At 64.0% G+C, this 25,704-nt stretch carries 32 protein-coding genes; 13 read left to right on the top strand and 19 right to left on the bottom strand.

Annotated features, from left to right (window positions below; translation table 11 throughout):
- Window positions 1–159 precede the first annotated feature (159 nt).
- The 4 genes from fliP to fliF are packed head-to-tail and all read right to left on the bottom strand — an operon-like array spanning window position 160 to window position 3,407.
- Window positions 160–903, bottom strand: coding sequence for a flagellar type III secretion system pore protein FliP (gene fliP, locus AC04PT_RS05100; protein WP_482872488.1), 744 nt, complete (start codon window positions 901–903; stop codon window positions 160–162).
- Window positions 903–1,193, bottom strand: coding sequence for a FliM/FliN family flagellar motor switch protein (locus AC04PT_RS05095; RefSeq protein ID WP_482872487.1), 291 nt, complete (start codon window positions 1,191–1,193; stop codon window positions 903–905). The genes fliP and AC04PT_RS05095 overlap by 1 nt, the downstream gene beginning before the upstream one ends.
- Window positions 1,171–1,788, bottom strand: a complete 618-nt coding sequence (locus tag AC04PT_RS05090) for a FliH/SctL family protein (RefSeq protein ID WP_482872486.1) — start codon at window positions 1,786–1,788, stop codon at window positions 1,171–1,173. The genes AC04PT_RS05095 and AC04PT_RS05090 overlap by 23 nt, the downstream gene beginning before the upstream one ends.
- Window positions 1,785–3,407 (bottom strand): flagellar basal-body MS-ring/collar protein FliF, encoded by a 1,623-nt coding sequence (gene fliF, locus AC04PT_RS05085; protein WP_482872485.1) that lies wholly within the window; start codon window positions 3,405–3,407, stop codon window positions 1,785–1,787. The genes AC04PT_RS05090 and fliF overlap by 4 nt, the downstream gene beginning before the upstream one ends.
- 120 nt (window positions 3,408–3,527) lie before the next feature.
- On the opposite strand from fliF, the gene AC04PT_RS05080 reads away from it, so the two are divergent.
- From AC04PT_RS05080 to AC04PT_RS05040, 9 genes are read left to right on the top strand one after another with little or no spacing between them, the layout of a single operon-like run.
- A complete protein-coding gene (locus AC04PT_RS05080; RefSeq protein WP_482872484.1) occupies window positions 3,528–4,037 on the top strand; it encodes a flagellar basal body-associated FliL family protein in 510 nt (169 codons plus the stop codon).
- Window positions 4,038–4,051: 14 nt separating this feature from the next.
- Window positions 4,052–4,411, top strand: a complete 360-nt coding sequence (locus tag AC04PT_RS05075) for a hypothetical protein (RefSeq protein ID WP_482873071.1) — start codon at window positions 4,052–4,054, stop codon at window positions 4,409–4,411.
- A gap of 2 nt (window positions 4,412–4,413) precedes the next feature.
- Window positions 4,414–5,037, top strand: a complete 624-nt coding sequence (locus AC04PT_RS05070; RefSeq protein ID WP_482872483.1) for a MotE family protein — start codon at window positions 4,414–4,416, stop codon at window positions 5,035–5,037.
- Window positions 5,038–5,097: 60 nt separating this feature from the next.
- On the top strand, window positions 5,098–5,967 hold the full coding sequence (motA, locus tag AC04PT_RS05065) for a flagellar motor stator protein MotA (RefSeq protein WP_482872482.1): 870 nt from the start codon (window positions 5,098–5,100) through the stop codon (window positions 5,965–5,967).
- A complete protein-coding gene (locus tag AC04PT_RS05060) occupies window positions 5,964–8,051 on the top strand; it encodes a hypothetical protein (RefSeq protein ID WP_482872481.1) in 2,088 nt (695 codons plus the stop codon). Before motA ends, AC04PT_RS05060 begins: the two co-directional genes overlap by 4 nt.
- Before the next feature lie 45 nt (window positions 8,052–8,096).
- Window positions 8,097–10,205, top strand: a complete 2,109-nt coding sequence (gene flhA / locus AC04PT_RS05055; RefSeq protein WP_482872480.1) for a flagellar biosynthesis protein FlhA — start codon at window positions 8,097–8,099, stop codon at window positions 10,203–10,205.
- Window positions 10,202–10,963, top strand: a complete 762-nt coding sequence (locus AC04PT_RS05050; RefSeq protein WP_482872479.1) for a flagellar biosynthetic protein FliR — start codon at window positions 10,202–10,204, stop codon at window positions 10,961–10,963. Before flhA ends, AC04PT_RS05050 begins: the two co-directional genes overlap by 4 nt.
- Window positions 10,964–12,049, top strand: coding sequence for an EscU/YscU/HrcU family type III secretion system export apparatus switch protein (locus AC04PT_RS05045; RefSeq protein WP_482872478.1), 1,086 nt, complete (start codon window positions 10,964–10,966; stop codon window positions 12,047–12,049). It abuts the gene before it with no gap.
- The gene (locus tag AC04PT_RS05040) at window positions 12,040–12,483 is read left to right on the top strand and encodes a hypothetical protein (RefSeq protein WP_482872477.1); all 444 of its coding nucleotides are present in this window, start codon (window positions 12,040–12,042) and stop codon (window positions 12,481–12,483) included. Before AC04PT_RS05045 ends, AC04PT_RS05040 begins: the two co-directional genes overlap by 10 nt.
- 2 nt (window positions 12,484–12,485) lie before the next feature.
- Here AC04PT_RS05040 and AC04PT_RS05035 read toward each other — a convergent pair whose 3' ends face one another.
- The 9 genes from AC04PT_RS05035 to AC04PT_RS04995 are packed head-to-tail and all read right to left on the bottom strand — an operon-like array spanning window position 12,486 to window position 17,024.
- Window positions 12,486–12,974, bottom strand: coding sequence for a flagellar basal body-associated FliL family protein (locus tag AC04PT_RS05035; protein WP_482872476.1), 489 nt, complete (start codon window positions 12,972–12,974; stop codon window positions 12,486–12,488).
- A 9-nt stretch (window positions 12,975–12,983) separates the two neighbouring features.
- Window positions 12,984–13,718 carry a flagellar basal body L-ring protein FlgH gene (gene flgH, locus AC04PT_RS05030; RefSeq protein ID WP_482872475.1) on the bottom strand — a complete coding sequence of 245 codons (735 nt, stop codon included), beginning with the start codon at window positions 13,716–13,718 and terminating at the stop codon, window positions 12,984–12,986.
- A gap of 10 nt (window positions 13,719–13,728) precedes the next feature.
- Complete coding sequence (gene flgA / locus AC04PT_RS05025) at window positions 13,729–14,142, bottom strand: flagellar basal body P-ring formation chaperone FlgA (protein ID WP_482872474.1); 414 nt, start codon at window positions 14,140–14,142, stop codon at window positions 13,729–13,731.
- Window positions 14,142–14,927: a flagellar basal-body rod protein FlgG gene (gene flgG, locus AC04PT_RS05020; RefSeq protein ID WP_482872473.1), complete on the bottom strand. Its 786-nt coding sequence runs from the start codon at window positions 14,925–14,927 to the stop codon at window positions 14,142–14,144. Before flgG ends, flgA begins: the two co-directional genes overlap by 1 nt.
- Window positions 14,928–14,938: 11 nt before the next feature.
- Window positions 14,939–15,652, bottom strand: a complete 714-nt coding sequence (locus AC04PT_RS05015) for a flagellar hook-basal body complex protein (RefSeq protein WP_482872472.1) — start codon at window positions 15,650–15,652, stop codon at window positions 14,939–14,941.
- Window position 15,653: 1 nt separating this feature from the next.
- The gene (locus AC04PT_RS05010) at window positions 15,654–15,923 is read right to left on the bottom strand and encodes a flagellar biosynthetic protein FliQ (protein WP_482873070.1); all 270 of its coding nucleotides are present in this window, start codon (window positions 15,921–15,923) and stop codon (window positions 15,654–15,656) included.
- A gap of 1 nt (window position 15,924) precedes the next feature.
- Window positions 15,925–16,212 carry a flagellar hook-basal body complex protein FliE gene (fliE, locus tag AC04PT_RS05005; RefSeq protein ID WP_482872471.1) on the bottom strand — a complete coding sequence of 96 codons (288 nt, stop codon included), beginning with the start codon at window positions 16,210–16,212 and terminating at the stop codon, window positions 15,925–15,927.
- 18 nt (window positions 16,213–16,230) lie between these two features.
- Complete coding sequence (gene flgC, locus AC04PT_RS05000; RefSeq protein WP_482872470.1) at window positions 16,231–16,623, bottom strand: flagellar basal body rod protein FlgC; 393 nt, start codon at window positions 16,621–16,623, stop codon at window positions 16,231–16,233.
- 11 nt (window positions 16,624–16,634) lie between these two features.
- On the bottom strand, window positions 16,635–17,024 hold the full coding sequence (locus AC04PT_RS04995; RefSeq protein WP_482872468.1) for a FlgB family protein: 390 nt from the start codon (window positions 17,022–17,024) through the stop codon (window positions 16,635–16,637).
- Window positions 17,025–17,110: 86 nt separating this feature from the next.
- Here AC04PT_RS04995 and AC04PT_RS04990 point away from each other — a divergent pair, with 86 nt between their 5' ends.
- Entirely contained in the window at window positions 17,111–18,499 is a 1,389-nt protein-coding gene (locus AC04PT_RS04990) for a FliI/YscN family ATPase (protein ID WP_482872467.1), read from the top strand.
- 3 nt (window positions 18,500–18,502) lie between these two features.
- Here AC04PT_RS04990 and AC04PT_RS04985 read toward each other — a convergent pair whose 3' ends face one another.
- The 6 genes from AC04PT_RS04985 to AC04PT_RS04960 form a co-directional block, all read right to left on the bottom strand.
- Window positions 18,503–19,300 (bottom strand): DUF1217 domain-containing protein, encoded by a 798-nt coding sequence (locus tag AC04PT_RS04985; RefSeq protein ID WP_482872466.1) that lies wholly within the window; start codon window positions 19,298–19,300, stop codon window positions 18,503–18,505.
- Entirely contained in the window at window positions 19,297–19,701 is a 405-nt protein-coding gene (flbT, locus tag AC04PT_RS04980; RefSeq protein WP_482872465.1) for a flagellar biosynthesis repressor FlbT, read from the bottom strand. The genes AC04PT_RS04985 and flbT overlap by 4 nt, the downstream gene beginning before the upstream one ends.
- Window positions 19,698–20,075: a flagellar biosynthesis regulator FlaF gene (gene flaF, locus AC04PT_RS04975; protein ID WP_482872464.1), complete on the bottom strand. Its 378-nt coding sequence runs from the start codon at window positions 20,073–20,075 to the stop codon at window positions 19,698–19,700. The genes flbT and flaF overlap by 4 nt, the downstream gene beginning before the upstream one ends.
- 83 nt (window positions 20,076–20,158) lie before the next feature.
- Entirely contained in the window at window positions 20,159–21,376 is a 1,218-nt protein-coding gene (locus tag AC04PT_RS04970) for a flagellin N-terminal helical domain-containing protein (RefSeq protein ID WP_482872463.1), read from the bottom strand.
- Between the two features lie 222 nt (window positions 21,377–21,598).
- The gene (locus AC04PT_RS04965) at window positions 21,599–21,955 is read right to left on the bottom strand and encodes a flagellar biosynthesis protein FlgN (protein ID WP_482872462.1); all 357 of its coding nucleotides are present in this window, start codon (window positions 21,953–21,955) and stop codon (window positions 21,599–21,601) included.
- On the bottom strand, window positions 21,948–22,199 hold the full coding sequence (locus AC04PT_RS04960) for a rod-binding protein (protein WP_482872461.1): 252 nt from the start codon (window positions 22,197–22,199) through the stop codon (window positions 21,948–21,950). The genes AC04PT_RS04965 and AC04PT_RS04960 overlap by 8 nt, the downstream gene beginning before the upstream one ends.
- Window positions 22,200–24,039: 1,840 nt before the next feature.
- Between AC04PT_RS04960 and AC04PT_RS04955 the strand changes: the two genes are divergently transcribed.
- The 3 genes from AC04PT_RS04955 to AC04PT_RS04945 all read left to right on the top strand — a co-directional run bounded on the left by AC04PT_RS04955 (window position 24,040) and on the right by AC04PT_RS04945 (window position 25,653).
- Window positions 24,040–24,486, top strand: a complete 447-nt coding sequence (locus tag AC04PT_RS04955; protein ID WP_482872460.1) for a flagellar hook-length control protein FliK — start codon at window positions 24,040–24,042, stop codon at window positions 24,484–24,486.
- Window positions 24,487–24,497: 11 nt separating this feature from the next.
- The gene (locus AC04PT_RS04950; RefSeq protein WP_482872459.1) at window positions 24,498–25,166 is read left to right on the top strand and encodes a flagellar hook capping FlgD N-terminal domain-containing protein; all 669 of its coding nucleotides are present in this window, start codon (window positions 24,498–24,500) and stop codon (window positions 25,164–25,166) included.
- A 238-nt stretch (window positions 25,167–25,404) separates the two neighbouring features.
- Window positions 25,405–25,653: a hypothetical protein gene (locus AC04PT_RS04945; protein ID WP_482872458.1), complete on the top strand. Its 249-nt coding sequence runs from the start codon at window positions 25,405–25,407 to the stop codon at window positions 25,651–25,653.
- Window positions 25,654–25,704 lie beyond the last annotated feature (51 nt).

Raw genomic sequence — 25,704 nt, 5'->3', positions numbered from 1 at the left:
GCGGGCCTTCGGGCGAGCCATTGGTTTCAGACCCGACAAGTTGAGGCAGCAGTGATGCGCCCGGCTCAGCTTGCGGAATGACGGGTCCTTGCGAGGCGTCCGACGTTCTGTCCGGCAACGTAATAATAAACCATTGGTCGTACCGGCAGGAGGTGCCAGTTATCCGAGATAACCTCTGACCAGGCTGGTGGTAATCAGCGCCCAGCCGTCAGCGACCACAAAGAACGCCAGCTTGAACGGCAGCGAAACGATGGCTGGCGGCACCATCATCATGCCCATCGACATCAACACGCCGGCAACCACCAAGTCGATGATCAGGAAGGGCAGGAAGATCAGGAAGCCGATCTGGAAGGCGCGGGCGACCTCGGACAGCAGGAAGCTTGGGATCAGCACGCTGAGCGGTGCCTCGGGGGACACCTCGGCGGTCCCGACGTCGGGCCGCAAAGCCGCCATCGCATCGAAGGTATCGGGATCGAGCCGCGACGCCATGAAAACGCGAAACGGCTGCAGCGCGCGGAGGAACCCGTCTTCCGGACTCAGGGTTTCATCGATCATCGGTCGTATGCCCTGCTCCCAGGCTGCCGTGAAGACCGGATCCATCACGTAATAGGTGAGAAACAGCGCCAGCGTCACGATCAGCATGTTGGGCGGCGCCTGTTGAAGGCCAAGGGCCTGGCGCAGGATCGACAGCACGGTGACAAGAAACGGAAAACAGGTGACCATGATCGCGATGCCGGGCGCCAGGCTGAGCACCGTGATCAACAGGATCAACTGGATCGAGCGCACAGTGAGCGAACCGCCCTCGCCGAGATCCAGCGACAATTCCTGAGCCTGCACACCGCCGGTCGTCAGAAACAGAAGCAGCGCCGCCGCACCGGCGCCGTGCAGGATAGTGCGCGCCATCAGCCTTCGCCCAGGTTGTCCCTGAGGTCCGCGACTTCGGTCAGTCGCACCGCCAGCTGGCCGGGCAGGTCGTCGCCGGCCTCCATCAGCTCGCCCCGCGCGATCAGCCGGGTGCCGACGTAAAGCTCAACGGGATCGTCGACGCGCTTGTCCAGCGGCAGAACGGAATCCGGCCCCAGTTGCAGCAGGTCGCGCACTGTTGGTCGGGCCTTGCCGACCGAGATCGTGATCTCGATCGGAACGGATTTGAACGGGCTGTCGGAGGCGTCATACGACGTTTTGTCGCTCATGAATGTCTTCCTTCTGAAGATCGTGCGTGAATGCATCGAGCGCGGAGGAAATCTCGGCGACCATTTCGTCCAGGTTGATTTCTATCTCGCGGTCCGAGAGCGACAACTGCGCCTGACCCTCGGCCAGGCCAGGCTCACCACGGATCGTTACCGGGAACGAGTTCTCCTGCTCGACCAATGTCTCGACGAGGTCCACCAGCGCCGGATGGACAAGGATATGCGCGTCACCGCCCAGGTTCTCGGCCGCGGCGGTCTGCAACTGTTCGACGATCCGCGGACCGATGGCCCTGCGCATCACCTGCGGCAGCAGCTTGTCGACCATTTCGCGCAGAAGCGGACGCAATTCCCGGAAAAGGTGGGTATATGCCTCGTTGTAGGTGAAAGACATGTCGAGAAGGTTCTGCGCCAGGTCGGATGTGATGCGCAGCTTGTCCTTGGCCTGCGCGGCCACGGCATCGTCCCATCCGGCCTGATAGCCCTCTTCAAAGGCAGCGAGGCGGCGGGTTTCCAGTTCTTCCTCGTCCGGAAGGGCGGCAGAATGGGTCAGCGAACGCCGTCCGCCACCGAAATCCTCAAGTAGGTGCTCGATGCTCATGATGCTTTCTCTCCGGTGTCATCAAGCCATCCGCGCAGGATTTCGACAGTCTCTTCCTGGCGCTCTCCAATCAGGGCGCGCAGACGGTCGACCGGGTCGGGCTGGGCGCTGTCGAGCGACGACATGTCGAAGGCTTCGGCAGTTCCCATCGCCTGGGGCGACAGCGGCATGAAGCCGGCCCCGTCGTCGATTTCCCCGTCGAGCGGCGTGATGTCGGTGGCCTCGTCAGCCTCCTGCCCGGTATTGCTGCGCGGGGGCAGGGCCAGCATCTCGGGCGCCGGAGGATTGGTGAGGATCGGTTTGACAACGAACAATCCGAGGATCAGCGCCACGATCCCCAGAACGGCGATCTGGATCAGATTGCCGATGTTGAACGGCAGTTGCGCCATCAGGCCGGGGCTGGCCTCCGTCCCGACCTCCGAAATGGGTTCGAACGCCATGGAGCGGATGGTGATCACGTCGCCGCGGGCCTCGTCGAAACCGACGGCCGAGGACACCAACTCGCGCAGAGCCGCGATCTCTTGCTCCGGCAGCGGCGTGAAAACCTCGGCGCCGCCTGCGTCGGTCGCCTTGGTGCCGTTGACCAGCACCGCGACCGTCAGCCGTTTGACCGCGCCGGGGCTGCGCACCAGCTCGCGTTCGGTTTGCGAAACCTCGTAGTTCACCCGTTCGCGGGTTTCGGCGCCTTGCGACTGCGACTCGCCACCGCCCGCGCCGTCGCCGGCCGGCAGGTTCGAGGCAACTGTAACATCGCCGCCGCCGGCTTCCTGTGAATTGTTGGTGCGTTCCTCGGTGTCGGTGGAAATCGCCACGCGGCTGTCCGGATCGATGCGGCGCTCGCGGATCGATTCGCTTTCGGTGACCGTCTCGACCGAGACTTCGACAACGGCGTTGCCGTATCCGACCCGCGCTTCAACCAGCCTCGTCACAGCGTCGCGCAAGCTGGCCGAGCGTTCGTCTCCGACCGACGCCGGGGCGTCTTCTTCTGCGGCCGAGATCAATCCGCCGGCGCTGTCGATCACCGCGACGCTTTCCGGCGCCAGCCCCGGCACAGCCGAAGACACGAGGTATTTCAGGGATTTGGCCTGCTGCGGCGAGAGCCCGCCGCTTGACGTCGTGACGAAGACAGAGGCCGAACCATCGTTGTCGCGGCGGAATGGGTTCGTCGAGGCATTCGCGATATGCACCCGCGCCGAGGCGATGGCCGGGCTCGACAGGATGGTGCGCGCCAGTTCGCCCTCTTTCGCGCGCCAGTAGGCGGCGTCGAACATCTGCGAGGTGGTGCCGAACCCGCTGAGCGAATCAAGCAGCTCGTAACCCTTGGTGGAGTTTGCCGGCAGGCCCTCGCTGGCCATGGTCAGGCGCAGTTCGTCGCGCAGGTTCGACGGCACGAAGATCGATCCGCCGCGAATCTCGTACTCCGTGCCGCGCTGCTCCAGCGCCCGCACGACATCCCCCGCGGCGCCATTTTCCAGCCCGGCGTAAAGCAGCGCCATGTTGGGCTGTGCGGCCATGCGGCTCATGAAGAAGACTGCGGTGAACATGCCGACGGCGGCAACGATCGCGCCGATCTTCTTGCCTATGCTCAGGCCTGTCCAGGTTCTGGCGATTTGCTCCACTCGGTCCTCCGTCCATCGGCGTTCTGCACGACGTTGCCGTCTGGTTCTGACCGAACAGCCTTAATAATCGGTTAGTTGATCTGAGGTTATAGCTTGGGAAACCAACCCAAGAGGCGGACCATGGCCGATACCGACGAAACCGAAGAAGAGCCGGTCAAGAAGAAATCCAAGCTCGGGCTGATCATCGGGCTGGTGCTGGCGCTTGCGGGCGGCGGCGGCGGGTTCTTCGTGGTCTACTCGGGGATGATCCTCGGCGGCGGAGACGCACACGCCGAAGCCACCCCGGAAAACACTGAGGACGAGGAAGACGCCCGGACGATGGACATGCCCGACGTGGCCTTCGTACCGCTCGATCCGATCGTCGTCTCGCTGCCGTCGCAGGCCGGTACGCGCCATCTGAAGTTTACCGCGCAACTCGAGGTGCCGACCGCCGCCAAGGCCGATGTCGAAACATTGCTCCCGCGCGTTGTCGACGTCTTCAACGGGTATCTTCGCGCGGTCGAAATTACCGATCTCGAGCAGCCGACGGCGCTGCTGAAATACCGGTCGCACCTGCTCAGGCGGGCGCAACTGGTTCTGGGTGACGAGCGGGTGAGCAACCTGCTCGTGATGGAATTCGTGGTCAACTGACGGGGGACCCAATGGTGGAAATGATCGCCGATGTACTGCTGGTTGCGGGGGCCCTTGGGGCCGGGATGTACTGCTATGTGCTGGCACGGCGGCTGAGCCGGTTCAACGATCTGGAAAACGGTGTCGGAGGGGCTGTCGCCGTGCTGTCGGCGCAGGTCGATGACCTGACGAAAACGCTTCAGGCCGCGCAAGCCGCCGCCAGCGGTTCCAGCAAGTCGCTGGAGGATCTGACCGGCCGGGCCGAGACCGTTTCGCGCAAGCTCGAACTGCTGGTCGCCTCGATGCACGACATCCCCGACGACACGGCGCAGACGCCTGCGCCGCAGGACAATCCGCAGGCGCCGGTGTTTTCCCGCCATTCCGGGAGGGCTTGAGAATGGCCGAGAAGAAAACGACGAAAGCCGCGAAACGCAAGCCTGCGCGCCGGCCCGGCCGCGGCACTCTGACGGTCATCGCGGTGTTCCTGCTGGGCTCTGCCATATTGCGGGTGGGCTTGCAGGCAACTGAGGCGATCGCCCGTGAGGGTGAAGCGCCCGCCATGGCCGCGGAAGAGGCGCTGTCGCGTCCCGAGCCGCAGCAATGTGTGACCGACCCCGACCTGATGCCGCTTCTGGAAGCGATGGAGGAGCGTGAAGAGCGCATTCGCGAGCGTGAGGAGCGGATGGCCATGCGGATGCGGGCGCTGAAGGTGGCCGACGACAAGATCGCCGGAAAACTGGCCGAGCTGAAAGCCTCGGAAGAGGCTCTGCGCGCCACCATCGCCCTGGCCGACGAGGCTGCGGAATCCGATCTGGCCCGGCTGACCACGGTCTACGAGAACATGAAGCCCAAGGACGCCGCCGCCCTGTTCGAGACGATGGATGCCGGGTTTGCTGCGGGTTTCCTCGGCCGGATGCGGCCGGATGCCGCCGCCGACATCATGACCGGGCTGGCACCCGAGACAGCCTATACCATCTCGGTCGTGTTGGCCGGGCGAAATGCCGAGGTGCCGAAGGACTAAACGAACGGTTTCTTCAGACTTCCGTGCGATTCCAAGGTTGGCGAAACGAGGGGTGTAACGATGATCGGAATTGTTGGGATTGCAGTGGTATTCGGCATGGTCTTCGGCGGCTATCTTCTGGCCGGGGGCAAGCTGGGCCTCATCATGAAAGCGCTGCCCTTCGAGATGATCATGATCGGTGGCGCCGCGCTAGGCGCCTTCCTGATCGCCAACGATGGGGCAAGTGCGAAACACACGGTCGGAGACATCGGCAAGGTCTTCAAGGGTCCGAAGTGGAAGCAGGAGGATTATCGCGATCTGCTGTGCCTTCTGTTCGAATTGATCCGCATCGCCAAGCAAAACCCCGTTCAGTTGGAAGAACATATCGAATCCCCCGGCGAGTCGGCGATCTTCGGCAAATACGCCAAGATCCAGTCCGACAAGGAATCCGTCGACCTGATCTGCGACACACTGCGCGCCGCCACCATGAACTACGACGATCCGCACCAGGTCGAAGAGGTGCTGGAAAAGCGCATGGATGCCGCACATCACCACAAGATGCACTCCAGCCACGCCCTTCAGACGGTGGCCGACGGCCTGCCTGCGCTGGGCATCGTTGCCGCGGTCCTCGGCGTGATTAAGACCATGGGCTCGATCGACCAGCCGCCCGAGGTGCTGGGCAAGATGATCGGCGGCGCGCTTGTCGGCACCTTTCTGGGCGTGTTTCTGGCCTATGGCCTCGTCGGCCCCTTCGCGGCAAGGGTAAAGACCGTGGTCGAGGACGATTCGCACTTTCACCAGCTGATCCGCGAGGTACTGGTGGCCAACCTGCATGCGCATCCCACCAACATCTGTATCGAGGTCGGTCGCCAGAACACGCCGGCGCACATCCGTCCGGACTTCAACGATCTTGAGGAAGCCATCAAGGCTTTGAAACAGGACGCCGCATGATAGGACGCCTGCTGCTCTTGGTGCTGATTTCCTTGCCGGGCCTGATCCGGGCCGAGACAGTGACCGTGCGCTCGGGCGAACATGAGACCTTTACGCGGCTGGTGGCTTTCCTGCCCGCAAAGCCCGAATGGACGGTCGAACGCGACGGCAGGGAGGTTGCGCTGCGGATCACCGGTGACCGGCAGTTCGAATTCGATACCAGAACGGTCTTCAACCGCATCCCCAAAACCCGCATCGACGCTATCAAGCAGGCCGGCCGGAACGGATTGGCGATCTCCCTGTCCTGCGACTGCGCGGTCGACACGTTCTTTCAATCGCCGCGCATGCTGGTGATTGACGTCAAGGACGCGACCGACCCGGGGGTCGAGCCGGCCCAGGCAGCGGCGGTCGCTTCCGAGAGCGATGACAGCGCGGACGCCGTCGACAGAGTTGCGCCTGAGGTCTCCGCACAGGTCCCGGCCCTGCGCGAGGCGTTGCGCGGTCCTCTTGTCGATCGCGGCGCCTATTCCACGTCCAGCCTGTCGCAATTTGCCGAAGCCCTTGCCCGGCGCACCACGCGCGAGGTGCTTGACCTCGGCAACCCCGACGCCGTGCAGCCGTCGCGGAATGCGCGCGTCGGCGCGGACCTGCGGAACATCAACCTGCCCAACATATCTTTGCCGGACAGCGCAAAACAGCCGACCGAGCGGCGCAAGGCCGATTGCGACGCGCGCGCGGTGAGCCCGCTTGGCCGGTTCGATGGCGAAAGCAACTTTGCCAAACAAAAGGCCGCGATCACCGCCCGCCTTTATACCGAGCGGCTCGATCTGGACGGCATCGCGGCGATCGAACTGGCGCAATTGCACCTGTCACGCGGGCTCGGGGCCGAAGCCGCGCAGCTTCTGAACATGGCAGGCAAGCCTTCGGGGAGCAGGGCGTTTCTGGCCGACCTCGCCGGCCTCATCGACGCGTCAGGAACGGTCACGCGCGCGTCGGTCGACCGGTTTGTCCACTGCGCGCCCGGCAACCTTCTCTGGTCGGTTCTGGCGACCGCGCGAAAGCCGATGGACGACGACTCCGCATGGCAAGTGGCTCGCGCGGCGGAACTTTTGCCGCGTCCGCTGTTGCGCGTCGTCGCGCCGCGCCTGATCACCAACCTCGTCAACTCCGGCCAGCCCGACCCGGCGGACATGATCAGCCGCATCGTCAACCGGGCCGGCCGCACAGATGACCCATCAATGGCCGACGTCCTGCTTGCCACGGATGCAGACGCGCAAGATGCGATCCTCGACGAGATCGCCCGGTCGAACGGCAGCGAAGCCGCCGAGGCAAGCGCCCTTCTGGTCGAGCGCAAGATCGCAGCCGGCGAGACGGTGCCGGCGCGCCTGTCCGAGCTGGTGTCCAGCCACGCGGCCGAGCAACGGCAGGGAAACGCAGCCGAGATGCTGCGCAAGGCAGAGGCGTTCTCCCTGATTTCCCGCGGTGCATTTTCCGAGGCGCAGGCGATCCTGTCCAGTGGCGACCTTGACGGCGACGCCTTTTCCACCACGGCAACGCACTTCTACCGAGAGCTGGCGCAGTCGGCGAAGACCGTGACCTTCCTGAAGATCGTGCTGGGCGATCTGGCCGCCGCGGCCGATACCCCGACCGACGTGCGTCAGGCCCTGGCGGCCCGGTTGTACCAGAACAGGTTTCACTCGGCCGCGGCCAGGTTGGTAGGCCATTCGGAGACGCTCGACCCGGCGCTACTCGCGCAGGCGCTGTCGGCGCGTCTGTTCGGGGACGTGGGCATCCCGGACGATGTCCTTTTCGACCGCGCGGAAAACGTGCCCGAGGCCGCGGAGGCGCGATATACCGCGCTGCTATCTGCAGGACGCTTTGCAGAGGCGAAGAAGACCGCCATGGCACTCGGCAAACCCGACCCGGTGGATTTCCTGTTGCGGCTTGACCCGGAGGCGGACACCACCCCGGCCCCCGACGCCGCCGGCCCCGCCGCGCCCGACCTGACCCTGAAAACCGCCAATGCACTGACCGAGAGCACCTCGGCCCTTGCGCGATCAGTGGCCGAAATGTTGGCCGACCCGGCGCTCGTGCTGGACCAGTGACACCGAACACGGGGCAGAACGCCCGGAACCAGGAGAATCCTGATCATGCCCGCCGACACTCCCGCGCTGCCCGGTAAGGGTTTGCCGACGCTGGTCGTCAATCACACTGTTCTGCTTGCGGTGGGCTTGCTTGGCATTGTCGCGATGATGATCTTTCCGATACCTGCCGTGGTCCTCGACCTGGGTCTGTCGTTCAGCTTCGCGCTTGCGATCCTCGTTTTCGTCATCGTGCTCTTCATCAACGAACCGCTTGAGTTTTCGTCCTTTCCGATGATCCTGCTCGCCGGCCTGATGCTGCGGCTTGCGCTCAACGTGTCCTCGACCAAGCTGATCATCGGTGAAGGCCACACAGGCACCCAGGCCGCCGGCAACGTTATCGACGGCTTTGCCAACTTCATAATGGGCGGCAATTTCGTTATCGGGATCGTCACTTTCTGCGTCATCCTGATCGTCAATTTCGTCGTGATCACAAAGGGCGCCGCCCGCATGGCCGAGGTCGGCGCGCGCTTCGCCCTGGACGGGATGCCGGGCAAGCAGCTTGCGATCGACAGCGATGTTTCGGCCGGTGCCATCGATCACGAAACCGCCAAGAAACGGCGCGAACACGACCAGCGCGAGACGACGTTTCTGGGTTCGCTCGACGGGGTGTCCAAATTCGTAAAGGGCGATGCGGTGGCCGGGCTTCTGATCACCGTCCTCAACCTCGTGGTGGGCACCGCCAATGGCGCGCTTGCCCATGGAATGGAATTCGCGTCCGCGCTTGAAACCTATGCCATCCTCACCGTCGGCGACGGGTTGGTGACACAGATCCCGGCCGTCATCGTCTCGATCGGTTCGGCCCTTCTGCTCGCCAAGGGCGGCAACACCGGCGCGGTCGATGTCGCGGTGTTCAAGCAGCTTGGCAACCATCCTGCGGCGCTGGTGGCGGTGGGGCTTCTGATGCTGACCTTCGCGGTGGTGCCGGGACTGCCCTTCGTGCCCTTCGTGCTCGGCTCTTTGCTTTTTGCCGGCATGGGGCTTTACAGATACCGTCGGCAGGCCTCCGACAAGGGCGAACCGGTCATTGCCGAAGCCCCCGAAGCCCCCCGCACAAAGCCCATCGGCGACGTTCTGACGCTCGATGATATCCACCTCGAATTCGCGGGCGACCTTGTCGACATGGTGCTTGACCCATCGTCCGGACTTGATGCGCGCATTTCCAACATGCGTACACATATCGCCAGCGCATATGGGCTGATCCTGCCCGAGATCCGCCTGACCGACAATGTCTCGGTCGAGCCGGGGACTTACATCATCCAGATCCAAGGCGTCGAACAGGCGCGTGCGCAGGTTCATCCCGATCTGGTGCTAGCGCTGATCCCGCAGGGATCCGGCGACCTGCCTGTCGGTCAGGACGTGGACGAGCCGGTCTATGGCGCGCCCGCGCGCTGGATCAAGCCCGAAGAGCAGGAGGAGCTGGCGCTTCAGGGGTTGACCATCGTCACCCCGAACGAGGTTCTGGCCACCCACTTGCTTGAGATCATCAAGTCAAACTTCAGCCGCCTGTTCACCCACAAGGCGCTTCGCCGCCTGCTCGACGAGATGGTCAACCTGACTGAGCCCGAACGCGCCGAGGCCAACCGCAAGCTGCTGGACGAGATGATACCGGACCGGGTGCCGATGGACCTGCTGCACCAAGTGCTCAAGCACCTTTTGGACGAGCAGGTTTCGATCCGCAATCTGCCCGTCATTCTGGAAGCCATTGGCGAAGCCCGGAAATTCACCACTCAGCCCGAGGCGATCTGCGAACACGTGCGCCAACGGCTGGGCTTCCAGATCGTCGCCGGACTGCGCCGTGAGGACGGCAGCGTGCCGCTGATCCAGCTTGCGCCGGAATGGGAAGAGGCCTTCGCCACCTACCAGGTGGAATCCGATCAGAACAGCGTCGACGTGGCCCTGCCGCCCGAGGTTTTCGCCAAGCTGACCCGCGCGCTCGCCGATGAGATCGAGCGCGCGGGCGAAACCGGCTTGGCCGCCTCGATCATCACCTCGTCGCGCCGCCGTCGCTTCCTGCGCCGGATCGTCCGGGCCAAGGGCTTCCAGACGCCGGTGCTGTCGTTCGAGGAACTGGGGCTCGACGCCCGTCCGATGCTGGTGGGCACGGTGGCCGCATGACGTCCGAGGCCGCCTATGCCGCGCTGGGCGACGGGCTTGCCTTCGCGGCCCTGGTGTTCTTTCGGATCGCCGCGGTGGTCTCTGTCATTCCGGGCATCGGCACACAAAGTGTGCCGATGCGGATCCGGCTGGCGTTGGCGCTGACCCTGTCGGGGTTCTACGCTGTTCTGCTCTACGCCCCGGGTCAGTCGGTGCCCGAGCCCTCGGCCGCGCTGCTCTTCGGCGAAACCGTAATCGGGCTGGCCATCGGACTCGCCTTCCGCTTCATGATCTTCGCGCTTCAGACCGCCGGAACCATCGCCGCGCAGTCCACTTCGCTCAGCCAGATATTCGGCAACGCCGGGGCCGAGCCGATGCCGGCCATCGGCCATATCCTCGTGGTTGGCGGGCTGGCGCTGCTGTTTCTCAGCGGCGCGCATCTGACCTTTCTCGCCACGCTTGCCGGGTTCTACGATATCTGGCCGATCGGCACCGTTCCGACTTCGGGCGATCTGGCCATGTGGATTTCAGCCCACGTCAGCCAGACCTTTGCGCTGGCGTTTCGACTGGCGATGCCGTTCGTCATCCTGTCGATGCTCTACAATGTCACGCTCGGCGTCATCAACAAGGCGATGCCGCAGCTTATGGTGTCCTTTGTCGGCGCGCCTGTGATCACCCTGGGCGGCATGGTCTGCCTGACCTTGGCCGCGCCATTCATGCTGTCGCATTGGCACGATGCGGTCGCGGCGTTCCTTGCCAATCCGTTTGGAGGGCCGTGAATGTCCTCGGAGACGGAAAATGGCGACAAACCGCACGAACCAACGTCCAAGAAACTCGATGACGCCCGCAAGAAGGGCGAGCTGGTCAAGTCCGCCGAGGTCAACACCGCGGCCATGTACATGGGGTTTCTTGTTGTCGGGCTTGTATTCGGTGGCAGCTCGCTGACTGCGCTGGGCGAAGCCGCGACCCCCTTGCTCGCCCGGTCGCACGAAATCGCGGACGGCGTGTTTGGCGGTGACGGAATGGAGTTCAGCGGCTGGTTGATCGGTGCCGTCCTGATGGCCGCCGCACCCTGGATCCTGCTGCCCTTCACGACCGTGCTGGTCGCAGTGATCGCCCAGCGCAGCATGGTCTTTGCCCCGACCAAACTGCAGTTCAAGCTTTCGCGGATCTCTCCGCTCAGCAATTTCAAGAACAAATTCGGCTGGAACGGCCTGTTCGAGTTCTTCAAGAGCGCGGTCAAGCTGGCGATTTACGGCACCATCCTTACCGCATTCCTGCGCTCGAAAAGCGAAGTGATCCTCGGTGCGATGCAGTTGGATGTCGGCAGCGCGGTGGTGCTTTGGCTGCAGCTTTCGATCAACCTGATGGGGATCGTGCTGGCCATCGCCGTGTCCATCGCGCTGGTCGATTACCTCTGGCAGTATCGCAGTCACATGGCCAAGAACCGCATGTCCGACAAGGAGATAAAGGACGAGGTCAAGGATTCCGAAGGCGACCCCTACATGAAATCCGCCCGCCGCGGCAAGGCGCAAGAGATTGCCTTCAACCAGATGCTCCAGGATGTGCCGGACGCCGACGTGGTGATCGTCAACCCGACGCATTATGCGGTCGCGCTGAAATGGAAACGACTTGCCGGCGAAGCGCCGGTCTGCGTCGCCAAAGGCGTCGACGAGGTGGCGCTGAAGATCAAGGAAATCGCGCTCGAGGCGGGCGTGGCGATCTATAGCGACCCGCCGACCGCCCGCGCCCTGCACGCCGCGATCGAGGTCGACCAGCAGATCAATCCCCAGCATTACGAGGCCGTCGCGGTGGCAATCCGCTACGCCGACGCGCTGCGCAGGAAACGCCGCTCATGGACGTGAAGCAGCTTGCGGATTTGCGGCGGGTGGCCAAGGCGCAGTTCGATCGCGACGCCATAGCGCTGAGCGCGGCGCAGGCGAAGGAAGCCGACTTGCAGGCCGCGCTGGATGCACTGGCCGCGTCCGAGGCCCGCCGCGCCGCGGCCCTTCAGGGCGAACTGGAAGTTGCCTTTGCCCAGACGGGCGAGGCGCTTTGGCAGGGATGGGCCGACCGGCGGCGGCGTGAGCTGAACCTTGAGCTGGCCCATCAACGCGCCATTACCGGCGAAATCAGGGCCCGCACCCGCGAATCCTTTGGCCGCAACTCGGCGTTGACGGATCTGGAGGTGCGGGCGCGCAGCGATTTGGAGGAACAGGCAGCCAAGGAAGAGCTGCAATCGCTGGTCGATCTGGAACTCGGCCGCCGCTGGATGGCGGCCTCGCGCAGGACCAGCTAGCCCTAGACGTCCTGCCGGGCGATGTCGGTGATCAACACGTCGTTGATCAGGTTGCCAAAATGCTTCTTCGAAGTCTCGCGCAGCGCCCGCCGCAATGTCTCAAGGTTTTTCGACGCGGTGAAAGTGCCGGTGAAGCCGCCGAGGTTGGCATGGTCGAAAAACACCTGCAGGTAGGCGTCGCGCAACTTCGGCTCACGGGCAAAGACCTCTTCCCGGCGACCTTGCGAGACCTCGACGCTGAGCGCGATCACCATCATCGACGCCACCCGCGCCTCATCGACCACCGGCACGATAAACTGGTTGTTCAGCTTGACATATTCCACATTGGTGGGCGCCTCGGGCTCTTCCGGTTCGTCATCGTGTTTGGCCGGCACCTCGCCACAGGGATTGCCCATCTCGTCGAGCTTCGGTTCAGGTTTCAGCATCAGTCCGGCGCCAATCCCGGCACCGATCCCGATTGCGGCCAGAAGGATGGGAAGGATCTTGCCCATGCCACCCCCTCAGAACGGCAGCACGACGTCGAGCACCTGTTGCCCGATACGCGGTTGCTGAACATCGGTGATCTGGCCGCGCCCGCCATAGGAAATGCGCGCCGAGGCGATCTTGTCATAGGTGATCTGGTTCTGGCGCGAGATGTCTTCGGGCCGGACGAAGCCGGTCACGATCAGTTCGCGCAGCTCGAAATTCACCCGAACCTCCTGAAGCCCTTGGATTTTTAGCGTTCCGTTGGGAAGCACGCCCACGACCGTGGCCGCGACCCGCAGTTCCAGCTTCTCGTTGCGCCGCACCGCGCCGTCGCCGCTGGAATTGGACGCGCCGTTCAGCTCCACCAAGTTGCCGGGGTTGAAGCCGGCCGGAAGGTGCGGCTGCGCGTATTGCGGCAGGCCGAACAGCTCTGGGACCGCCAAGGATTCATTGCCCGAACGCGACCGGGACGTCGAATTGGATATCTCGGCACTTTCGTCGATCTCGATCACCACGGTCAGGATGTCGCCCTGTTTCATCGCGCGCCGATCGCCGAACAGCGACGCCTGACCGCCGTCCCACAGCGACGGCTCGGGGCCGGGGTTCGCGTATTCTGTCTCGACGGGCAGTCCCGGGCTGAGCATCGCGAAGTGCTCGGGCGTCTCTTCCGGCTCGGTGAAGGTTGGCGCACGGCCCACGTGATCGAGCCTCCCGCAGGCAAGGGTCGTCAGAAGAAGCGCCAGCAGCCCGGCGGTGGATCGATTCAGCATGTACGTCGCCTCAGTTGGTAACCAGGATTGTGCCGTCCGGCTGGACGGTTCCGAAAAGCGTGGTGCGCGAGCCGAGGTTCATCACCCGAACACGGTCGCCCGCGCCGCCGCGGCCAAGCGCGCGGCCGTCGACAAGGATGGACAGGCCGCTCGACACGTAGCGCAGCACCACCAGCTGGTTGCGGATGACCAGTGCCGGCGGGCCGATATCGCGCAACCGGATGGGCCGCCCGGCATAGAGCGTGACGCGGGTCTCGAGCCCGATGATCGCCTCCGGGTCCGAGATCGCGCCGGGCGTCTCTACCGGGCGGACCAGAAGGTCATCGGGCGACAGGATCGTGTTGGCGCGCAGGGTCTGCGTCGGGACAACCGTCTCTGCTGTGGCCACCCCGGCTACGAAAAGCGATATCAGCGCCAGTCGCATCACCGCACCTGGGTCGTCGCGCCCAGCATCTGGTCGGCGGCCGAGATCACCTTGGCGTTCAGCTCGTAGCCGCGCTGCGCCTCGATCAGTTCGGTGATCTCACGCACCGCATCGACGGAGCTGTCCTCGAGATACCCCTGCCGCAGGATGCCAAGCCCGTCCTGCCCGGGGGTGGTGACATTCGGTGGACCCGAGGCCTCGGTTTCGAGAAACAGGTTTGACCCGATCGCTTCCAGCCCCTTGGCATTGGTGAAGCCGGTCAGGCCGATCTGGCCGAGAAGCTGCGCCTGGGCCGAATCGTTGAAGTAGGCATAAACCTCGCCGTCGGCGTTGATCGAGATGCTGCGGGTATCGTCCGGGATGACGATCTCGGGTGAGACGGGGAAGCCGTCCGACGTCACGATCAACCCCTCGCCGGTGCGTTTCAGCGCGCCGTCGCGGGTATAGCCTGCCTGGCCCGAGGGCAGCGTCACCTCGAGATAGCCGCGCCCGTCGATTGCCACGTCAAGATCGCCCTGAGTGGCCGACAGCGAGCCCTGTTCGAGGTGCATGGAAATGGCCGCCGGCCGCACGCCGAGGCCAAGTTGCACCCCGGTCGGCAGCACCGTCCCGTCCGAGGCACTGACGGTGCCGGCGCGGGCGAACTGCTGGTAATGCAGGTCGGCAAACTCGGCGCGGCGGGTGTTGTAGCCCGTCGTCGACATGTTGGCGAGGTTCTGCGATATGGTCTCGACCCGCATCTGCTGGGCGGCCATGCCGGTGGCGGCGATTTTCAGGGCGCGCATCTGCCCACTCCTTATTTTATCAGTGTTTGCAACGCGGTACGGATGCGTTCGTTTTCGGCGTCAAGGAAGTTCTGGCCCATTTCATAGGCGCGCTGGACCTCGATCATGCGGGCGATCTGGCGGATCGGGTCGACGTTGGCGCCTTCGAGAAAGCCCTGCAGCACGCGCGGATTTTCCGCAGGCTCGAAGCCGTCCGGCGCCTCGAACATCACGCCGTCCTCGCGGATCAGGTCCTGGCCTTCGGTAGGCACGACGATCCCGACCTGCGCCAGCGGCTGGCCGTTGGCGCTGAGCGTGCCGTCGCCGCCGATGGCAAGGTCCGTGGCATCGGGCGGGATGAAGATCGGCGCCGCCCCAGCGTCGAGCACCGGGTATCCGTCCTTGGTGACAAGGTCGCCGACCGCGTTAGGGGTGAAGTTTCCGGCCCGCGTCAGGCGTTCGCCGGCCGGGGTCTGGATCAGGAAGTATCCCTCGCCCTCGATCGCGACGTCGAACTGGCCGCCGGTGGCGGTCAGCGCGCCCTGCAGGTTCGAGGAATGCGAAATGTTCGCCGTCGCCATCGAGATCGAGGGCCCGTTCTCGACCCGCGCGACATGTTCCGAGAAGACCATGTCTTCGCTTCGGAAGCCGGTGGTGGCGGCATTGGCGATGTTGTTGGCGACGATCTGCATCTCGCGCATCAGCCCGGTCTGCCGGGTCAGCGTGGTATAGGTTGCGTTTTCCATCTCAGCTTCCTGCAATCAGGGGGATGATCCAGCCGTGGAAGAAGGCCACCAGCCGTTCGGTCATGAAGGACATCGACAGCCAGAAGACGAAGACGATTGCGCCCAGTTTGGGCACGAAGGTCAGCGTCATTTCCTGGATTGAGGTCAGCGCTTGGAACAGGCCGATTGTGACCCCGGCGATCAGCGCCGCCGACAGGATCGGCACCGACATGATCACCGAAACCCAGAGCCCGTGGCGCATGGTGTCGAAGAACATGGCTTCGTCCATCAGGTCAGACCGGCATTCGCAGGATTTCCTGATAGGCCTCGACCACCTTGTTGCGCACTGTCACCACGGTCTCGACCGCAAGCTCGGATTGCGACAGCGCCTGCACCAGAGCATGCGGATCGGCATCGCCAACCATGGCGGATTTCGCCGTCTGTTCGGCCTCTTTCAGCGTCGAGGCGAAATCGCGCGCACTGTCGGCGATGAAGTCGCTGGCCGATCCCGTGTCGTCGGGGATGGTTGCGGGGCGGGAGGCCGCGTATTTCTGCGCGGCAAAGATCGAGCGGACATCCATTCTGGGTCTCCTTCTGGGTTAGCGGCGCAGCAGTTCGAGCAGACTGGTCGACATTTGCCGGCTCTGATCGAACATCTTGAGGTTCGCCTCGTAGCTGCGTTGGGCTTCCCGTGCGTCGGCGATTTCTATCACCAGATTCACGTTCGACCCTTCGTACTGGCCGGCAGCATCGGCCAACGGATGCGAAGGATCGTAGATTTTGGCCAGATCGTTCTGATCCAGCCTCACGCGACCGGTGGTCACCAGGCCCTCGGCACCGCCGTTCTGGCGGTCCAGTTCAAACGGCGCGGTTTTGCGCCGGTATCCGGGCGTATCGGCGTTGGCGATATTTTCCGACACATGCCGAAGTCGCGTCGCCTGGGCTTTCAGCCCGCTGGCGGAGATCGATAGCGAAGAAGAGAAATCTGTCATGTCAGGCGCTCCTAGTTGCGGCCGAGGCTGGTGCGCAGAATGGTCAGGGATGAGCGGTAGATGGCCAGCGCGCGGTCATGCTGGCGCTTGATCTCGACCGAGCGCATCATCTCGGTTTCAAGCGACACGGAATTGCCGTTGGGATCGCTGACCGCGCCCGTATCCTCGGCCGGTTCCGGCATCTGCCCGCTGCGATTGCCATGCAGATGGTTGCCACGGGTGGCAAGCAGACCGAATTGCGCGGTCTCCTGCCGGATCATTTCGGGAAAGGACATCAGGTCGCGGGCCTTGTAGCCCGGCGTATCAGCGTGGGCCATGTTTCCGGCGGCAACGCTTTGTCGCGCCCCGGCATGGCGGGCCATCGCCTGCGACAGACGCAGGACTTCCAGATTGTCGAACATCGGGGCTTCTCCCTCGATTGGCTTCAATCAAGGCTTAACGATGATTCCTTTAGAAATGGTTCTCAGGACATGAAGGAAGCGCACGGATGCAGCAGCCCCGACTGGAGAGACTGAGAAACCGCATTGCCGGCCTCACCCCGATCCGCCCGTTTGGGCGCGTCATTAGTGTCGATGGCACCTATCTCATGGTGGATGGGCTGGGCCAGAACGTGCGGATGGGCGATCAACTGCGCCTCGTGCGGTCGCGCGGGGCGCCACTTCGGGGCGAAGTGCTTAAAATTGCACCCAACGGCGTGATGATGCTGCCCGACGACGCGCTTGAGGGCGTGGCGCTGGGCGACAGGGTGTTCCTGATGCCTGAAGCGCAGATCGCGCCGCATGACGGCTGGGTCGGCCGCGTGGTCGATCCCTACGGAACGCCGCTCGATGGACGGCCCCTGCACGGCGGCGCGGATTTGCGCCCGATCCATGCCCGCCCGCCTGATCCGGCGAGCCGAGGCCGAATGGGCGCTCGGCTCGAGACCGGCATGGTACTTTTCAACACCATGCTGCCGTTGGTACGCGGGCAGCGCATTGGGCTCTTCGCGGGCTCCGGTGTCGGCAAGACCAGCCTGATCGGCCATTTCGCGCGCGAGGTCGAGGCCGATGTCGTCGTGGTCTCGCTGGTGGGTGAGCGCGGGCGCGAGCTGCGCGAATTCATCGATGACGTGATGGGCCCCGAGGGTATGGCACGCAGCGTGGTCGTGGCGGCCACCTCGGACCGGTCCCCGCTGGTGCGCCGTCGCTGTCCCGCGGCCGCGATGGCGATTGCCGAACACTTCCGCGACCAGGGGCTCAAGGTGCTGTTCCTCGCCGATTCGATCACCCGCCTGGCCGAGGCGCACCGGGAAGTCGCCGTCGCCGGTGGCGAGGTGCCCGCACTGCGCGGCCACCCGCCGTCGATGGCGCATATGATCATGTCGCTGTGCGAACGCGCCGGTCCCGGGGTCGAAGGTGGCGGCGATATCACCGCGATCTATACGGTGCTGGTGGCCGGGTCGGACATGAACGAACCGGTGGCCGACGTGCTGCGCGGCGTCTTGGACGGCCACGTCGTGCTGGACCGTGCCATCGCCGAACGCGGGCGCTATCCGGCGGTGGATGTCTTGCGCTCGGTTTCGCGCAGCCTGCCGGCCTGTGCGGGCGATCGCGAGAATGAGCAGATTGGCTACGCCCGCAAGCTGATGAGCGCCTATCACGGGTCGGAGACCATGATCAAAGCCGGGCTCTATGCGCCGGGTGGCGACGCCGTTCTGGATCAGGCGGTGCATGTCTTCGAGAAGCTTGACAGCCTGATCGCTCAGAAAGAGCCGGGAAACATCGCCAAGAGCTTCGAGCGGCTGGACGCAATCCTTCGCGAGGCCGAAACCCATCGTCCGAACCGGGGGCAGGCCGGGCGCGTGCCGGCGCAACGTGCACCACGCAGGCTTGGCTAGATATTATCGCGCGCCCTGCTGCAGAAGGGTCAGCGCGATGGACATGCCGGTGTAGCTGGTGCTCTCGGCCAGTTGGCTTTGCAGCATGAACTGCTCGATCAATTTTTCGCTCAACTCCGGGTCGGCAAAGTCCGAGATCTCGGTCACACCCAGCCGTTGCTCGGCCCGCTTCCTGAATTCGCCGAGCTGTTGATCGAGGTCGAGCTGGCCGAAGCCGCTGGGCAGGTTAAGCGCGGTCTCGAAAACCTCGCGCAGGGCGGGCGTGCCCATCACCAGGAACCAGCGGCTGTCGTCGGTGCCGTCACGCGCGGCCATCTCGGGCAGCTCGCGCGTGGCGTAGAGCGCCAAGCGCATGTCCTCGTCCTGCTGACCGACCGCCAGCTCAAAGGAGGCGCGGTTATAGCGGTCCACGACCTCCCGCGCGAAGGCGGGGTTGTAGGTATTCGCGCCGGTGAATTGGTCGAAACCGAAGGCCTCGGCAAAAACGGCGTACCGTTCGTCCGCCAGCTTGTTGGCCAGGGTGTCCGGCTCCAGCGTGCCTTCCTCAAGTATTTTTCGGATGAAGTACTTGTTGTCGATGTCTTCTTCCAGCCCATAGGCCGCAAGCGCGACCCGCAGCAGGCGTCGGTCATCAACCAGTTGTTCTGCCGTCTCGATCGCGGCGATGTTGGCTTTGAAGTATTCCGTATCGCGCGCAATCGCCGGGCTTTCGTTCAGGGCCGTCTGCTGCGTTTCCATGGTGCGGGTCAGCAGCTTGTAACCGATCAGTCCGGTCGAGGGCAGGAGCGGCTGGAAGCTCATTTCAGACCGGCCGACAGCAGCCGGTCCTCTCGCGGAATCAGGGCCCGCAGCGCCTTAAGGCACTGGTAGAACTGATCGCCCAATAGCGCCTCGGTGGCCGAGGTCAGCAGTTTTCGGCTGTCAGCGTCGGTCAGCACCTGGCTGAGCTCTTCGATCCGACGCAGCAACTGGTGGCGCTGGTCTTCCGGCTCGGCGTCGCCGGTCAGCACCAGCTGCGTGGCGAAGCAGACCCGGCGGACCGGCGTATTCGCTTCCTCCGGATGGATCGCGTCGCGCAGGCGCAGGATATGGGCGTTCGGCGTGACGATGTTCAGCCGGCTGCGGCGATCGCCGTTTTCGATCACGGCGCCGTTGATCAGGACCCGTTCCTTGGGCCCGAGTTTCAGGACCAGCCCGGTCATGTGCTTGCGCTCCCGTTGCGCAGCCCGCGCAGGATCGCGGTGTTGATGTCCAGCAAGGGCGCAACGCCGGCCTTACCGGCAAGAACCTGAGTGGTATGACGCTTGGTGAATTCCGAGAGGAAGACGATCCGGGCCTTGAGTTCCCGCGGCAGCCGGTTGTCGCGGTCGGCGACGTCGGCGGCAAGAATGGTCCAGAGCCGGTTGTTGCGGTGCAGGGCGCCGGCCAGGCCGGGAAAATCCGATTCTGCCCTTTCCGCCGCGGCCTTCAGTTCGTGCGTGGCGCGGGCAATGGTCTCGTATTCTGCCCGGCGGTCGGTTTTCGTAGGGCCAGCGGATCGCGCATAGGCGCGCTGTGCCATGGACTGGGCGTTCATGACGCGTCCTTCCTTCTGGAGCTCGGGTTAGTCGTGATGAGAGGGGCGGGGGCGACGGATGTCGCCGCCCCCGTCTGTCCGGATTACCGGAAGAGCGACAGCAGCTGCTGCGGTGCCTGGTTGGCGATCGACAGCGACTGGACGCCCAGCTGTTGCTGAACCTGCAGGGCCTGCAGACGGGCCGAGGCCTCTTCCATATCGGCGTCTACCATTGCACCGATGCCCGAGGTCATCGAATCGGTCAGGTCCGAGATGAAGGTCGCCTGGATCTCGATCCGGCCTTCCACCGAACCGAACGCCGCCGAGGCCGAAATCGCAGTGTCGATCAGGGTTTCCACGGTGGCCAGGGCCGAGGTCGCACCGCCGCCGGTGCTGACGTCGATCCCGCTCATCGCGCCCAGACCGCCAGAGCCGGCATTTGTGAACTGGCCGGTGACGGACAGGTCGGTGGCGCCGGTGTTGGCAAAGTCCAGCTGACCGGGGTTGGCGCTGTTGTAGTCGACGGTCAGTCCGGAAATGCCCAGGTTGTCGACTGCGTTCTTCAGGCCGACGGCCACGATATCGGACGTGGTGGTCGCCGCAGCATCATCCGCGGTCACGGTGTAGCTTACGACTTCCTCGCCGATGGTCATCGAGACCTTGTCGCCGGCGGCCCAGGCGGTCGCGCCATCCTGGATGGTGATGGAATCCGCACCGACGGCGCTGTCCAGCGACATCACGAAAGTGTCGGCCGCCGCAGAAACCGTCGCCGTGCCGAGACCGGCACCGAAGACGTTGTTGGCCACGTAGCTGCCGGACGAAAGGTCCTGTCCGTTGACCGTGATCGACGAGGCGGTCACGTTGCCAGCATTGTCACGGTCCAGCGACGCAAGAACCGATGCGCTGGCGGTGTTGCCGTCGATCAGGTTCAGACCGTTGAACTGCGCCGCCGAAACGACCGCGTTGATCTGGTCCTTCAGGGCGGTGACGTCGTCGTTGATCTTGGTGCGGTCGACGTTGTCTTCCTGCGCCGCGACGATCTTGCCTTTCATTTCGGTCAGCAGGTCGGTGATGGTTTCCGACGCGTTGCGGGCCACGGCAACCGTCGACTGACCCAGCGAGAGGCTGTCGCCGATGGCCTTGAAGCCCTTGACGTCGGATTCCATGACCTTGGAAATCGCCCAGACCGCCGAGTTGTCCTTAGAAGTGGCGACGGTCTTGCCGGTCGAGATTTCCGACTGTACGTCGGACAGGCCCTTGTTGATGGTCTTGAGAGTTTGCAGCGCAACCATTGCGCCGTTGTTGGTCAGAATGCTGGACATAGGTTTTCCTCTATATACGCGTGTGGCGCTTTTGCGCCGTGTTCATGCCAGACGCCGGAACCCCCGACGTCGTTGTCATTCTGACAGTTGCATCCAGCACTCATTCGGTCCTGACTGCGCCACCTTTCCGGTGCGTGGCCAATCTGACCGTTCGGTCCTAACGCTTCCCTAATTTGCCTCCCCGGCTTCCGCCGCATTTGACTCAAACCAAGTCCGCGCCCGTCAGGCGCGCTTCTCCAGTCGGCCGCCCGGCGCAATGTCGATCATCCTGCGTTGGCCGCTGCGGTCATATGTCTCCAGCGACTTGCGCACCCGCCGGATCGTCGCGAACCGTTCCGCGACCGCTTGAACGCCCTTCATGGCACTGTCGATCAACTCCTGGTTCCGCATCAGCTTGTTCTTAAGATCGCTCAGCCCTTCGGTATCGGCCGCGGCGCAGGCCGTGAGGTCCCGCAGCAGCGCTTCCTTGGTGTCCAGAACCCGCCCGACCTCGTCAATGTCGCCGGCCAGCAACGCTGCGCGCTCCTGGTCGAGAAGGTCGTTCAGTTGATCGAGAAGTTCGGAGGCGCGTTCAGACATGTTCTTTCTCCATAAGCGCTTTGTAGAATGTTTCCGACAGGCCTATCCCGCCAGCTTGCACCATTGCCTCGGCCTGAGCCTGGACAAGGAAGGACGAAAAATGTTCTTCGCCCGGCCCACCGCCGAAAGCCTCGACCGGTTTGCCGAAACCGGCCGTTTTCAACATCTCCGCAAGGAACGTGGTCTCCAGCTCCTGCGCGGCCTGCCGCATCCGGTCGGGAACCGGCTGCATTGCCACAGTCATACGGTGAGGGAATGGTTCGATCATGTGCAAACTCTCCACAATTCTAAGGGTTTTGAGGAATTTGACGGGAAACCGGTAAAGAACTGGTAACTGTCATGGCGGATAAACGGCGGCATTAGGAAGAATTCCTGGAGTTCGCATGCAATCCGAAGTGTTCCTGTCCCTCACGATGAAGGGCCGCAACCCGCAGCCAGACAGGCCGTCAGTGGCGGACGTGTCCGGCGCCCCGGATTTTGCCGAGGCGTATTCCTCCTTGGCGCCGTCGGACACAGACATGCCCGGTGCAACGTCCAATGTGGAAGTGCCAGATGGCGATTCCGATGTGGCCGACCCCACCGAGGCTGATGACACCGATGCCAACCCGGCCGACCCAGACGTTGTGGACCCGGAAGGTTTCGAGGACGAAGAACCGGCTGTGCCAAGGGCGGCTGATGGTCGGGAGGATGCGCCGGCCGACCTCGATACAGATATCGACGATCCGTCACCGGCGCCCCAGGGCCGCGCGCAAGCCCCAGACATTGACATGCCGGATCAGGCGGATGTCTCTGGCCGGGTCGTTTCTGAACGGCGCCCCGACCGAGCGGTCGGATCGCACGGCCGGGATCATATTGCCGAGCTGGCCTGGAGCACCTTGGCCGCACCTCCTGCGGACGGTCGACGGCTGCCGCGAGGGAATAGCGAGGTGCTGCAGGTTGCCCCGATTGAAACCGGTCGCACCGCCGGGCCTGAAGAAGGCGCACCTAGGGTATCCACTGGTAGCCCTGCTCAGCCTTCGGGAGAGTTGCCGCCTGCCCCGGTGCCGGCTATGGCCGCAGCGGCGCGGTCGCATACGGCGCAGGCGGGATTGGTCGACACAAGGGCCGATTCCGTCCGGACACCCCGGGCGGCCCCACGCATGGAAACGGCTCTACCTGATCCCGGGCCCGGTTCCCCCCCGGCTCGTGTGAGTGCTGATCGGATCGTGGCAGGCACCCGGCTCGGCCTTGAGCCCCTCCAGTCCCTGCCACCTCACCCGTCGCCGCAAATCGGACGGGCCGACGCTGCCACCCATCGGCCAGTATCTGCATTGGTCCCACCCCCCAGCGCCAGCAGTTCCGAATTGCCGATGTCTATTTCGGAACGCGCAGAAGGGGTTCTGCCGGCAGCAGGTCCGGGACGTGGCCTCTTGTTCGCCCACGGCCTGAAGGACAATCCGGGTGAAGCCAAAGCCATGATGCCTGTTGCCCGCAGCACAGCAGGCGAGCCCGGCACGCAGCTTGGCACGTCCCCGAACGCAGCACCTGCGCCGACGGGGCAACTGCCGGACCCGGCCACCGTCAGAGCGACCCCGCACCCGGTTAAGGGGTCTGAGCCAGCACGAAGCACGCACAACCAAAGCGCGAGCCCAATAGGGGTGTCGGGCAGGCCTGGATCAGAGCTTGCCACCGGTGCCGAGCGGCAAGTTCAGACCTCCATGCAGGCGACCCCGCAGCCGCCACGAGACACGCGCCCGCACTCAGCCCTCGAGACAATTGCACCGATGGGTCGGCCGGGCCAGCCATCGCCGAAACCGGCGTCCGCCATGCCTGTGCCGCCCGCGCAACAAGTGGGTCTGACACCCGCTGAGGTAGAGCCACGATTCCGGATCGCGGAGCCGAGGACGGACAGTCGCGGCTGGCGCGAGGCGCCACATGCCCCGCAGGCTCCCGACCATGAGCTCAGGCTCCACGCGCCCTCGCCGAAACCGGACCCGACCCCGGTGCAGACGCTTGTCGAATCCGCCGCCCGCGTTGCATCCCCGGTGCCACCCATTCCGGAAGGTCAGGCGCCAGTGTTGCCTGCGGAGCTTCCTTCCTCCGCCGTGCGAGAGACCACATTAGCCCCCTTTGCCCTGCCTCCTTCGGCGGCTCATCAGGCGACGCTGGCGCGTGACATCGCGCAGCAACTGTCGTCGGTCACCCGGGTTGCGTCCGGCGAGGTCACCGAACTGACCTTGCGCCCCGAAGAATTGGGTCAGGTGCGGATGCGGTTCAGCGGATCGGACGGGCAGATCGTCCTGCAGATCCTCAGCGAACGCCCGGAAACACATGATCTCATGCGCCGTCACATCGACATTGTCGAACGCGCCTTTCGTGACCTCGGATACAGCGACATCGCCTTCGATTTCGGAACCTCCGGTCGTCGGGATGACACGTCGTCCGGCACCGGTGATGACCGGCAGGATGCCATGACCGAAAACCCCAGCCCGGACCAGCCGGCACCGCGGCCCGAGCCGCTGGCCACTGGCCGCCTCGATATCCGCCTGTAGGAGGCCCCCAGATGATCACCGCACCCTCGACAAACACGCCGCCGCTGTTCAGCGGCGCCACAGCATCGGCAGGCACCGACGCGGGCGAAACCGTACTGAACTCGGATTTCGATACGTTCCTCAAGATGCTGACCGCGCAGATGATGAATCAGGATCCGCTCAATCCCATCGATTCTTCAGACTATGCCGCGCAGCTTGCGACCTTTTCCTCGGTTGAGCAGCAGGTGGTCACCAACGATTTGCTCAGCAGCATGGTTGGCCTGCTCGGCGCCAGCGGTCTGAACGACCTTGCCGGCTGGGTCGGACGCGAAGTGCGCAGCCCTGCGCCTGCCAGTTTCGACGGCGCGCCGGTGTCGGTGTCGGTGACGCCGGTGATCGGCACGGAATCCTCCACGCTCGAGGTTTATGCCGATGACGGCACCCTAGTGCAGGCCTTCCCGATCGACCCCACCCGCAGCAATTTCCAGTGGCCCGGGCTGGATGACAGCGGCGCGCCGTTCCCGCACGGACAGTACAGCTTCTCGGTCGAAAACTTCGCCGCCGGCGAATCACTGGGCCGCACGGCTGTGGCAACTTACAACGAGGTCACCGAGGCCCGCGTTGACGGTGGGCAGGTATACCTTGTGTTCGGCACGGGATATGCAGTGACTCCCGAGGCAGTGACAGGCATCCGCTCCTGATTCTACCTCGGCGAGTGCTGCAAATTCCTGCTTAACGTTCAAAACCTTGGCGCTTCGACCATGTGATGCCGCCACGGCACCTTCACCACAGCCTTATTTTGTTGCACTTTTGCCGCGGTGGGCTGCATGTCGCTCAAACTGATGAAATTCCGTAGCTTACGGTTTGAAACTCGCGAACTGTAGATGTAGGTTCGCCTCGTGTGGGGTGTGTGTTCACCCAAGATGTCTGGAGAACATGATGACAAAATTTACCTTTGCCGCCGCCGCTGCAGCAGCGGTCGCGCTGGCATCGGCAGCTACCGCTGCGGACCTGTCGAAAACCGATTATGAAGATGATGACCCGTTCGTGGTGGTTGCCACTCCGTCGGATTTGACTCCGCTCTACGTGCTGGGCGGTATCGCAACAGTCGGTACCATCGTGGCGCTTTCCAACAAGGACGACAGCTCGTCTTCGTCCACGACCACGACGACCGGCAGCTCCGACTAATCGGAATGCGGTAATCGAAAAAAAACGGCGGTCCGATGGGCCGCCGTTTTT

The organism is Litorisediminivivens sp. KMU-197 (genome assembly GCF_056858395.1).
This window is presented reverse-complemented; position numbering and strand designations above follow the sequence as displayed.

Bases quoted from the DNA above. Each gene is read 5' to 3' on its own strand.
- fliP (WP_482872488.1), bottom strand. From the start codon at position 903: ATGGCGCGCACTATCCTGCACGGCGCCGGTGCGGCGGCGCTGCTTCTG.
- AC04PT_RS05095 (WP_482872487.1), bottom strand. From the start codon at position 1,193: ATGAGCGACAAAACGTCGTATGACGCCTCCGACAGCCCGTTCAAATCC.
- AC04PT_RS05090 (WP_482872486.1), bottom strand. From the start codon at position 1,788: ATGAGCATCGAGCACCTACTTGAGGATTTCGGTGGCGGACGGCGTTCG.
- AC04PT_RS05080 (WP_482872484.1), top strand. From the start codon at position 3,528: ATGGCCGATACCGACGAAACCGAAGAAGAGCCGGTCAAGAAGAAATCC.
- AC04PT_RS05070 (WP_482872483.1), top strand. From the start codon at position 4,414: ATGGCCGAGAAGAAAACGACGAAAGCCGCGAAACGCAAGCCTGCGCGC.
- motA (WP_482872482.1), top strand. From the start codon at position 5,098: ATGATCGGAATTGTTGGGATTGCAGTGGTATTCGGCATGGTCTTCGGC.
- AC04PT_RS05060 (WP_482872481.1), top strand. From the start codon at position 5,964: ATGATAGGACGCCTGCTGCTCTTGGTGCTGATTTCCTTGCCGGGCCTG.
- flhA (WP_482872480.1), top strand. From the start codon at position 8,097: ATGCCCGCCGACACTCCCGCGCTGCCCGGTAAGGGTTTGCCGACGCTG.
- AC04PT_RS05050 (WP_482872479.1), top strand. From the start codon at position 10,202: ATGACGTCCGAGGCCGCCTATGCCGCGCTGGGCGACGGGCTTGCCTTC.
- AC04PT_RS05045 (WP_482872478.1), top strand. From the start codon at position 10,964: ATGTCCTCGGAGACGGAAAATGGCGACAAACCGCACGAACCAACGTCC.
- AC04PT_RS05040 (WP_482872477.1), top strand. From the start codon at position 12,040: ATGGACGTGAAGCAGCTTGCGGATTTGCGGCGGGTGGCCAAGGCGCAG.
- AC04PT_RS05035 (WP_482872476.1), bottom strand. From the start codon at position 12,974: ATGGGCAAGATCCTTCCCATCCTTCTGGCCGCAATCGGGATCGGTGCC.
- flgH (WP_482872475.1), bottom strand. From the start codon at position 13,718: ATGCTGAATCGATCCACCGCCGGGCTGCTGGCGCTTCTTCTGACGACC.
- flgA (WP_482872474.1), bottom strand. From the start codon at position 14,142: ATGCGACTGGCGCTGATATCGCTTTTCGTAGCCGGGGTGGCCACAGCA.
- flgG (WP_482872473.1), bottom strand. From the start codon at position 14,927: ATGCGCGCCCTGAAAATCGCCGCCACCGGCATGGCCGCCCAGCAGATG.
- AC04PT_RS05015 (WP_482872472.1), bottom strand. From the start codon at position 15,652: ATGGAAAACGCAACCTATACCACGCTGACCCGGCAGACCGGGCTGATG.
- fliE (WP_482872471.1), bottom strand. From the start codon at position 16,212: ATGGATGTCCGCTCGATCTTTGCCGCGCAGAAATACGCGGCCTCCCGC.
- flgC (WP_482872470.1), bottom strand. From the start codon at position 16,623: ATGACAGATTTCTCTTCTTCGCTATCGATCTCCGCCAGCGGGCTGAAA.
- AC04PT_RS04995 (WP_482872468.1), bottom strand. From the start codon at position 17,024: ATGTTCGACAATCTGGAAGTCCTGCGTCTGTCGCAGGCGATGGCCCGC.
- AC04PT_RS04990 (WP_482872467.1), top strand. From the start codon at position 17,111: ATGCAGCAGCCCCGACTGGAGAGACTGAGAAACCGCATTGCCGGCCTC.
- AC04PT_RS04985 (WP_482872466.1), bottom strand. From the start codon at position 19,300: ATGAGCTTCCAGCCGCTCCTGCCCTCGACCGGACTGATCGGTTACAAG.
- flbT (WP_482872465.1), bottom strand. From the start codon at position 19,701: ATGACCGGGCTGGTCCTGAAACTCGGGCCCAAGGAACGGGTCCTGATC.
- flaF (WP_482872464.1), bottom strand. From the start codon at position 20,075: ATGAACGCCCAGTCCATGGCACAGCGCGCCTATGCGCGATCCGCTGGC.
- AC04PT_RS04970 (WP_482872463.1), bottom strand. From the start codon at position 21,376: ATGTCCAGCATTCTGACCAACAACGGCGCAATGGTTGCGCTGCAAACT.
- AC04PT_RS04965 (WP_482872462.1), bottom strand. From the start codon at position 21,955: ATGTCTGAACGCGCCTCCGAACTTCTCGATCAACTGAACGACCTTCTC.
- AC04PT_RS04960 (WP_482872461.1), bottom strand. From the start codon at position 22,199: ATGACTGTGGCAATGCAGCCGGTTCCCGACCGGATGCGGCAGGCCGCG.
- AC04PT_RS04950 (WP_482872459.1), top strand. From the start codon at position 24,498: ATGATCACCGCACCCTCGACAAACACGCCGCCGCTGTTCAGCGGCGCC.
- AC04PT_RS04945 (WP_482872458.1), top strand. From the start codon at position 25,405: ATGACAAAATTTACCTTTGCCGCCGCCGCTGCAGCAGCGGTCGCGCTG.